Annotated in this window: 1 protein-coding gene; it reads left to right on the plus strand. The window is 68.1% G+C overall.

Annotation, left to right across the window (positions count from 1 at the left end; all coding sequences use genetic code 11):
- Positions 1-711 (plus strand): electron transfer flavoprotein subunit beta/FixA family protein (locus FHY50_RS14085; RefSeq protein WP_140231577.1); only part of this gene is annotated, 711 nt, incomplete at its 5' end.
- Between the last annotated feature and the right edge of the window lie 16 nt (positions 712-727).

The following is a 727-nucleotide window of genomic DNA, read 5'->3' on the forward strand; positions in this document are numbered from 1 at the left end:
AATGTGAAGCCTCGGGTGAAGGCGGACGGGTCTGGGGTTGATCTGTCGAATGTGAAGATGAGCATGAACCCGTTCGACGAGATCGCGGTGGAGGAAGCGCTGCGGCTGCGCGAGGCGGGGGCGGCGAGCGAAGTGGTGGTGGTGTCGATCGGCGAGGCCAAGGCGGCGGAGACGCTGCGCACGGCGCTGGCGATGGGCGCGGACCGCGCGGTGCTGATCACGGCCGAGGGTCCGGTCGAGCCCCTGGGCGTGGCCAAGCTGCTGGCGAAGGTTGCGCAAGAGGAGCAGCCGGGTCTGGTGATCCTGGGCAAGCAGGCGATCGACGACGACAATGGCCAGACCGGTCAGATGCTGGCCGGGCTGCTCGGCTGGGGCCAGGGCACGTTCGCCTCAAAAGTCGCGATCGAGGGCGAGCATGCGGTGGTGACGCGCGAGGTCGATGGCGGGGCGGAGACGGTGCGGCTCAAGCTGCCGGCGATCGTGACCACCGACCTTCGGTTGAACGAGCCGCGCTATGCTTCCTTGCCCAACATCATGAAGGCCAAGTCCAAGCCGATGGCGAACAAGACCCCGGCCGACTACGGCGTCGACGTCACCCCGCGGCTGACGGTCACGCGGGTCGAGGAGCCGGGCAAGCGCCAGGCGGGGGTCAAGGTGGCGGACGTCGACGAACTGGTCGCCAAGCTCAAGGCGCTGGGCGTCACGGGGTAATCATCCCCTCCGTTCG

Source organism: Sphingomonas japonica, assembly GCF_006346325.1.
In the GTDB taxonomy this organism is placed as follows: domain Bacteria; phylum Pseudomonadota; class Alphaproteobacteria; order Sphingomonadales; family Sphingomonadaceae; genus Sphingomonas; species Sphingomonas japonica.